The following is a 7,595-nucleotide window of genomic DNA, read 5'->3' on the forward strand; positions in this document are numbered from 1 at the left end:
TTGAATGAGATCGCAAAAAATAGACAAAAAGTACGATTAGCTAGCATGGTTTGACCAATTTGCTCTCGAAATGCCTCTCTTTGGTCGATAACAGACTCAGTAAATACCTGCCATAGGGAACATGATGATGCAGTTCAGTTCTATCCAAACAAGAATTCTCGTGATGGCCGGCCTGGCCATGACGGTTGCACTATGTGTCCTGATCGCCCTCAACCAATATTCGGGCAGCAAGACCCAGGCACTCACCATCAGCTCCAGCCGTCAGGCGCTTCAGGAAGAGGCGTGGTTGAATGTCACGGCCAACGCCCGCGCCGAAGCAACCGGCATCACTCAACTGCTGCAAAAAGCCCTCGCCTACAACCAAGGCCTGGCGGCCGCCATCAAGCAGGGGATGAAGGGAGATATCAGCTTGCCACGCCCCGGAGTCATTGCCCTGATGAAAGGGACCTTGGGCGTCGACACTCAGCTGTATGGTGTACTCGCCGGGTTTGAACCCAATGGGCTCGATGGTCTGGATAGCACCTATGCAGGCCAAAAAGAGATGGGGAGCGATGAACAGGGTCGCTTCATTCCTTACTACTATCGGGATGGTGGCAAGGTAGCGACTGACCTGCTCTATTCCATCACCAAGAGCGAAACCGACAGTTTTGGTAATCCAGCCAACGACTACTTTGCCTGCCCCAAGCAGCATCAGACACCTTGCCTCATCGACCCCTTCGTTTTTGACATCAATGGCAAACAGGTGATGGTGAGCACAGTCTCCAGCCCCGTCATCGTCGATGGCGTCTTCAAGGGGGTGGTGGGTGTCGACCTCGAAGTGACGGCGCTCAATCAGCAGGCCAAGAATCTGAACGCCAACATCTATGGTGGCAAAGGAGAGACATTCATCATCAGTGCGGCCGGCGTGATCGCCGGCACCAGCGGCAACGATGCCCTGCTGGGCAAGCACGCCAGAGAGAGCCTGGGGGACAAGTGGCAGCAATACCTCAAGCCAGAGACTCAGCGAGAAGATCTGCAGGATGCCTTCCGTATTTCGGTACCCATAGCTGTGCCCGGCATGGCGCGTAACTGGGCCATCATAGTCACCCTGCCCTATAGCGTTGTGCTCGAGCGCGCCGACCAACTGGAGAGCCAGCTCGCCGACATGAACCGCTCCGCCGTTACCCAACAGCTGATCGGTGCTGTTATCGTCCTGGCGCTGGCACTGGCCACCATGCTGGTAATAGCCCGCGCCATCACAGGCCCTATCCGCCAGATGGTCACTCTGGTCGACGACATCGCGGATGGTGAAGGGGACCTCACCAAGCGCCTCACCACTCGCTCGGTCGATGAGCTCGGGGATCTGGCCAAAGGGATCAACCGCTTCATCGACAAGCTGCAACACCTGTTAGGAGACGTACTGACGACCGCAGGTCAGGTTAACCGTCATGCCGGAGAAACCGATCAGATAGCCACCCGCACCAACAACAACCTGCAACATCACCAGGCCGAAATGGATCAGATGCTCACTGCGGTGCAGGAGATGTCCTATGTGAGCCAGGAGGTGGCGACCCATGCCAATAACACCGCCAACTCGGCCAAGCAGGCCCAGCAGGCGGCCGATCAGGGAAAGACCCGCTTCCAGCAGATGATCCAGTCGATGCACAAGGTAGCCGATGAGGCGGGTCGCGGTGCCGAGGTGGTTGACAGCCTGGCCAAGGACAGCGAGCAGATCACCAGCATACTCACCGTCATTCAGGGGATCGCCGATCAGACCAACCTGCTCGCCCTCAACGCCGCCATCGAGGCCGCGCGGGCCGGTGAGCAAGGACGTGGCTTCGCCGTGGTCGCCGACGAGGTGCGCAAGCTGGCCGGCAATACCCAGCAGGCGGTGCAAAACACCCAGGAGCTGATCGAGAAGATCCGCCAGAGCTCTGACAACGCGGTGCAAGCCATCAGCCATAGCCAGCAGCTGACTCATCAGGCAGTGGGCGAAGCGGATCAGGCCGAAGAGGCGCTGGGTGCCATCTATCAGGCCATCTCGACCATCAATGACATGACCTACCAGATCGCCTCGGCGGCCGAAGAGCAGAGCACCGTCTCCGAGACCGTCTCGGGTAACCTGTCCAAGACCAATACCCTGGCCGGTGAGATAGCCCAGGACGCCAACCACACGGCTCAGGCCAGTCAGGCCCTGCGCAGCGCCGCCGATCAACTGCAGGCTCTGCTCGGACAATTCCGCCTCAAATAAGTAATTTTCCTCTGCGGACTCTCCCCCTCGGGGGCGAGTCCGTTTACCATAGGCGCCGAATTTGCCTGTGGAGGCAACGCTGTAAGAGGAAAACCCCGTGCCGACTCCGGATCGTCGTCCCCGTGGCCAACATCGCCGTGCCAGAGCTGCTCGCCAACCCGAAAGCAACCTGCTCCAACGCATTCAACTCAAAATACAGGACTGGAAAGCCTCACGGGCCGGGGCGGCAGAACGTCCGGAGAAACATCGCCAAGAGAAGCCGAACAACGACACCCAGCGCTCTCGCGCGGCCACCTCTGGTTGGCTGCCGCGGCGTCATCTGATTGGCCTGGCGGTGCTCATTCCCCTCTGGCTACTGATCCTGGCCTGGCAGCCCAGTGCCGAATTGCCGGTCCAGAGCGCCCCTTCCGGCTCGCTCGCCGTTCCTATTGCTGTGCCTGTCGAAGCCCAGCAGACGGCCGCCGGTCAACCCATCCAGCCCAAACCCAAGCCCGTCGAGCAGATCCCGACAGGATGGCGCTGGCTCACCCACGAGATCGATGGTGGTGAGACGCTGTTTTCGGTCTTCCGTCAATTCCAGCTTCCCGGTGCCGAGCTGAGTCGGCTGGTGGCCATAGAGGGACCGGATCGCCCCCTGACTCGCCTCCAGACGGGCAAATCTGTTTACATCCTGCTCGATGATACCCAGCGCATTCAGCGAGTCGAGATCCGCGACAAGGGGGAGCCCATCTACCGCTATGTACGTGAAAACGAAGGATTCGTACAAAAAGAGATCGGCAATCCCTGATCCCCGAATGGGGAGGCCTCCCCTCCCCATTCTTTCAATATTTTAAGCTTGCTCAAAAAACCACAATCCCGTCTTTGACTTGTCATTCCCCCCTCGTAGAATCGATCCCGCTTGGAACAGGGATTTGTTGCTTGCCACCCAAGACAGGCGCCTGCTCCTTCGATCTGATGACCCACCCTTTGGGTCTGTGTACCTCTGTTATTGATAGGATTGACACATGTCTGATATTCGCACCGGCCAGGTAAAATGGTTCAACGAAACCAAGGGCTTCGGCTTCATCGAGCAGTCCCAGGGCCCGGATGTTTTCGTTCACTTCTCCTCCATCCAGTCTGACGGTTTCAAGACCCTGGCCGAGGGGCAGAAGGTCCAGTTCACCGTGACTCAGGGCAAGAAGGGCCCGCAGGCCGAGAACGTCAAGCTCGTCTAACGCGCCGGTGAAAAAAGAGAAGAGGAGCCAAGCTCCTCTTTTTTATTGCCAGCGCCCGGCTGCATGTCGATAAAAAAGCGGCGGGATTATCCCGCCGCTTTATATTCTTCCTGATCGCTTACTTGTCGATGTCGAGCAGGTGGTGGCTCAGCATATAGTCGATCACCTGAGAAGAGGTGCTCGCGGAGCCGCCGGTCAGAGAACCGAAGGTGTTATTCATCAGCACTATGTCCTGAACCACATCCTGGGTCGCGGGATCCCTCACCTGCAGGTGTACCCCTTCGGCATCCTGGATGGCAGAGAGCAGCGTCTTGAGGTCATTCTGACCCTTGCTGCCATCGTGATCCAGCAGATCGCTCAGATCCAGGCGGTCTCCTTCGCTGCGGTTGAAGTCCACGATGTAATCTTTGGCCATCTGACCAGGGCCGGCATCGCCCTGTTGCCAGGCAAAGGTATCGGCCCCGGATTCACCGCGCAGAGTATCATTGCCCATACCACCTATCAGGGTATCGTTGCCAACGCCGCCGTAGAGATGATCGCTACCGGCCCCGCCAAACAAGATATCGTCCCCACCCTGACCGAACAGGATGTCGTTACCTTGACCACCGTACAGGGTGTCGTCCCCGCCTCGAGTGTCTTGCGACTGAACCAGCGCCTCATGATGGTCCGCGATATAGTTGTAAATCGCCACCTCGCTGGGCGCACTGCCCTCCTTGAGCGTCAGGAACGCCTTGAGACCATCCAGACCTTGTCCATCGACCCAATCCGCCGGCTTGGCCGGATTACCATCGACTCCCCATGGCAGGTGATCGGTGTTGATGCTGTCACCAAACAGGATGTCATTCCCCTCGCTACCGAGCACGGTGTCACTTCCCACCTCTGCCGGTGTATTGGTCACCGATCCCTTGGTTAGCACGGCTTCCAACTGATGAGCCTGGGTGATGATGTCCACCTCGCCGATCGGGAAATAAAGGGTCTTGGTGGCCTGATCTCTCACGTAGATGAGGGTGTTACGGTCAGACCCACTCTCATAGAGTGAGAAGGCAATCCGATACTGCCCCTCTCCGAACAGAGGGCTATTGATATCCCCCCTGACCTCCGACACCTCACTCGCCCGCACCCAGCGCCCGTTATCCCAGCGTTCAAACCAATAACTGGCCTTGTCACCCCAATTGATCCGGGAGTCGACACCCAGTTTGAAACTCGCCTGTTCACCTTCGAGCACCTGTAGCGTCGGCGTGTAGTGGACCGTCTCTTTCTGACCTCTAGGGTCTTTGTTGTCGGTCAATTCCATCCAGCCACCCATGTAGCGACTGTCACCATAACCGCTCGTCTGCCAGCCTCCCCAAAGTGGCAACTGGGTTTGCTGCGTGAATTTGCTCCCAAGGCCCAGCGTTCCCGTGTTATCAAAGAACTCCAGCGTATCCTGCTTGACGGCGGTGCCAATGCCGATAGCCCTGACGCTGCTCTGGTCAGACAAGGTCGCAAACGCTCTCAGCGCATCGTCAATACTGCTCGTCGGCTCCCCATCGGTGAGGAAGAAGGTCTGGTTCTCGAACACCTTGCCCGAACCACTGCCGGGCGATGTAGTAAACCATCTGGATGCCTCACGGAAAGCATCGTCATAATCGGTGCCACCGCCCGCACTCAGCTTGCTGATCTGGCTCTGCAAGCTGGCCAATTTGGCCGGATTGAGATCGGAGATCTCCAGCAGGCTAGTGGCACTGTCGTTGAACCCAATCAGCTTGACGTTCACAGTCCCATCATGCACGGCCAGCTGGCCAACCAGCTTTTGCAGGGCCTCGATCACCAGCGACATCTTAGAGGAAGTGCCATTCATCGCCATGCGGCCATTCAACCCTTCCGACATACTGCCGGAGGTATCGATCACCAACGCAATGTTGTAGTTCTTGCCGGGGGTCACATTGCTCTTCACTCCACCAATATCCCCCAAGAGCACGTCATCACCTGCCCCTCCCTCGACCCGGTTATCACCGTTGGGGTTGTCCGCCGCCTTGCCGAAGAAGCCAAGGTCCAGCGCAGTGCTCGCGGGATCACCTACTGCCAGGCCGGAGCTGCTGTACTCCTGCGAGCCGGCAATCACGGTCAACTTCAGTGCAGGGGAACCCACCGGCAGTTCGAGTTGCAGCGAGGTCTTACCCTCTGCATCGAGGGCCGACGCCGGCAGAGCCCAGCTACCATCGGCCTGCTTGCTCCCTTGTGACAGGGTGGCGCCGTCCGGCAGCCCCTTAATCAGCACATTGGTGAATCGCTCACTGCCGTCCGAATCAATCAGATCGACGTCAATGTTCAGCTTGATAAGGTCCGCCGTCTTCACCAGAGTACCGCTCTCAAACTGATACTTACCATCGCTCAGGTAGACGGTCTCCACGCTATAGAAGTCATGCCTGGTCGTGGCACCAGTCGCGGGGTCACGATATTCCAGAAGAAAATCACAGCTGGGCGGAAGGCCGGTCGTGACCAACTTGAGCTGGCCCATGCTTCCCGGTAAATAGGCAGTGTCTTGCCCCGCACCACCGTAGTAGCTGGTGGTCGCCTTCAGACTTTGGGAGATCAGCTTGTCATTGCCATCCTCACCAATCAGAGTGATAGAGGCACTGGCTATCTTGCCGCCAATCAAGACATCGTTGCCGGCTCCACCATTGAGGTAATCCTGCACACTGGCGCCACCTATGATGGTGTCATTGCCCTCACCACCATTAGCCTGGAAGGCTGTTCCGCTGCCAAACTTGATGACGTCGTTACCGCCATTGCCCAGTACCCACTGCCCACCGTGGCCAACCAGATAATCGTTACCGCTTGTCGCGTTCGCATTGGGCTGCTTGCCGGCAATCAGATCCTCCGCCGCAGTCACCAGTTCGGCCCCCGTACCACCGCCCGGAAGCAACGTCGCCTTGAGCAGCACGCCATCGCTGACAGGTCGAATATCGATCACGAACTTGCCTACCGAGCTGTCACTCTGGCCATCGGTCACGACAAAATCGAAGGCGGCATAATCAGGCTGACGATTGCCCAACGCCCCGCCATCCTGCACTTGAGACGCAGAGGCACTGGCCTCGTGCAGATCGGGAACGAATTGCAGACGACCCGCATCGATATCTACCTTACTCAGCACCTGCCCCACAGCCAGGGCTACCCATTGCCCTTGGTCGTTACGATATTGCAGCGCGCCGTCTCGGGGCAGTGAGGTAATACGCAGTGCCAGCGCATCCTTATCGAAATCGCTCGCCTTGAAATCATCCCATTTCAGAGAGAGGGGCTGATCTTCAACCCCGGCGGCATAACCCCCTTCGGTGACCGGAGCGTCGTTCTCAGGGGTCACGCCGACATTGACCGTGATGGTGTCACGCCCGCCCTTACCGTCGCTCACCATGACGATGAAGCTGTCGGAACCGTGGTAGTCCTTGTCCGGGGTGTAGGTCCAATTCCCTTGTTTATCAACCGTCACCGAACCATGGGCCGGATCGCTGTCTTTCGCAAAGGTCAGCTTATCGCCATCCACATCGCTGGCCTTGAGTGAGCCCGACACCGGAGTATCTTCCGGTGTGGTGACACTCATGTCCTCACCCAGCGGGGCGCCGTTATCATCAACCAGCACGGGAGCATCATTCACCGGGGTTATGCCCACATTGACCGTGATGGTGTCGCTACCCCCTTTACCGTCGCTGACCGTGACCGTGAAGCTGTCGGAGCCGTGGTAATCCTGGCCGGGCGTGTAGGTCCAGTTGCCCTTCCCGTCGACCTTGACCGTTCCATGTACAGGCTCGCTCGCCTTCACGAAGGTTAACGTATCCCCGTCTACATCACTCGCAGTGAGCTTGCCCGAGACAGGGGTATCCTCCCGCGTTGTCACACTGACATCGTCACCCTGCGGGGCGCTATTTTCATACATCGTTGCGCTGTCACGGCCTTCCGGCGAGACGTTACCCGCCTTGTCAGTCAGCGTCGCAACCACCTCGATCGCCCCCCCCTGCACCGGACGCGGGTACTCAAAGGTCAGGAACTGGCCGTCAATCTGCGCCTGGGTCAGGGTGATCGGCACCTGGCCGGTCACGTTCAGCACATCTCCTGCCACCGCCCCCGCCGGCAGCGTGACTTTCACGCCCACGGTGCCGTCGATCTCGGTGTTG

The 7,595-nt window shown here is 58.4% G+C and carries 4 protein-coding genes; 3 read left to right on the forward strand and 1 reads right to left on the reverse strand.

Annotated elements, in window-relative coordinates:
* Positions 1-127: 127 nt before the first annotated feature.
* From BN1121_RS03355 to BN1121_RS03365, 3 genes are all read left to right on the forward strand, one after another.
* A complete protein-coding gene (locus BN1121_RS03355) occupies positions 128-2,230 on the forward strand; it encodes a methyl-accepting chemotaxis protein (RefSeq protein WP_043157106.1) in 2,103 nt (700 codons plus the stop codon).
* 97 nt (positions 2,231-2,327) lie between these two features.
* Positions 2,328-3,017 (forward strand): LysM-like peptidoglycan-binding domain-containing protein, encoded by a 690-nt coding sequence (locus BN1121_RS03360; RefSeq protein ID WP_005347701.1) that lies wholly within the window; start codon positions 2,328-2,330, stop codon positions 3,015-3,017.
* A 217-nt stretch (positions 3,018-3,234) separates the two neighbouring features.
* Entirely contained in the window at positions 3,235-3,444 is a 210-nt protein-coding gene (locus BN1121_RS03365; RefSeq protein ID WP_005347704.1) for a cold-shock protein, read from the forward strand.
* Between the two features lie 118 nt (positions 3,445-3,562).
* On the opposite strand, the gene BN1121_RS03370 is transcribed toward BN1121_RS03365, so the two are convergent.
* Positions 3,563-7,567, reverse strand: coding sequence for an Ig-like domain-containing protein (locus BN1121_RS03370; protein ID WP_156139385.1), 4,005 nt, complete (start codon positions 7,565-7,567; stop codon positions 3,563-3,565).
* Positions 7,568-7,595: the final 28 nt, after the last annotated feature.

Origin of the sequence: Aeromonas diversa CDC 2478-85 (assembly GCF_000819805.1) — a bacterium.
GTDB lineage: Bacteria > Pseudomonadota > Gammaproteobacteria > Enterobacterales > Aeromonadaceae > Aeromonas > Aeromonas diversa.